Consider the following 948-nt stretch of genomic DNA (forward strand, 5'->3'; position numbering starts at 1 on the left):
ACTCGGCATCGTCAACTGCGGTTTGACGTTCTAGATAAGCAGCGTATTGGTTAGCATAGAACTCAGCTTCAACGTTTTTGAATTGATTCTGTACTTCCGCATCTTTGTCCAAACCAGCTTTGAAGGCTTCATTTTTCAAGATTTCCAAAGTCTGCAAGCGTGTAACTACATCTTTGCGGATTGCCTGACCATCGGGTTTGGCAGTTTGGTTGGGATGCTGGTCGGCCTGTCTCAATACTTCGGCAACCATGCTGTCGATGCGGGCGGGATCGATATCAGGTGCTTTGGCGGTTGCCAAGCCGACGGTTGATAGGGCGAGGATAGCCAAAACGGCAGTTTTGGGCTTGATGTTCATGTGAGTTCCTTATTGCCCGCCGCCATCACGGCGGGCACGTTATATTATTTGTTGACTTTGATGCTGGCTTTTTTCAGTAATGATTGAATGGCCGCATCAACACGGGCTGCCTGTAAGTCGCTGCCAATCTCGTTTTTAGCGGCTTCGTAAGAAGGTACGGTAACATTGCGACGGTCATTGACGTAGAAAACGGCGTACAGATTGCCGTTTTGCAGTGGCGTTTTAGTGTATGCACCTTTTTTCAGGTCTTTGATAGCAGTGTAAAGCGGAGGTGCTGATTCTTGCAAATCTTTAAGCGGAACATAAGCTTTAGGGATGCCGCCGGCTTTTTTGGCCTCTTCGTCAATTGAGTATTGGTTCAATACTGAAACAAAGCTTTTTTTCGCGTCCAAATCGGCAATGGCTTTTTGGGCATTGCTGCTGCTGTCGGTTAAGATTTCACCCAGTTGGACTTCCTGAGTACCTTTATAGAAGTTGCTGAAGTCGTTGTAAGCGGCTTTGACATCTTTTTCTTGGACAGGATATTGACGGACGATATGCGCCGCGAAAGCTTGGCCTAACAAATCATTTTCGAAAACTGCCCATTCGGTTTT

1 protein-coding gene and 1 pseudogene are annotated in these 948 nt (G+C 46.8%); both read right to left on the bottom strand.

Going from position 1 to position 948, the window contains the following annotated elements:
• Nucleotides 1-355 (bottom strand): annotated as a pseudogene (locus ACTHS3_RS15145) (peptidyl-prolyl cis-trans isomerase); the annotation flags it as partial.
• 44 nt (nt 356-399) lie between these two features.
• Nucleotides 400-948, bottom strand: a 549-nt coding sequence (locus tag ACTHS3_RS15150) for a peptidylprolyl isomerase (RefSeq protein ID WP_440368385.1), incomplete at its 5' end; no start/stop codon positions are given.

It is taken from the genome of Neisseria sp. P0009.S007 (assembly GCF_051962515.1).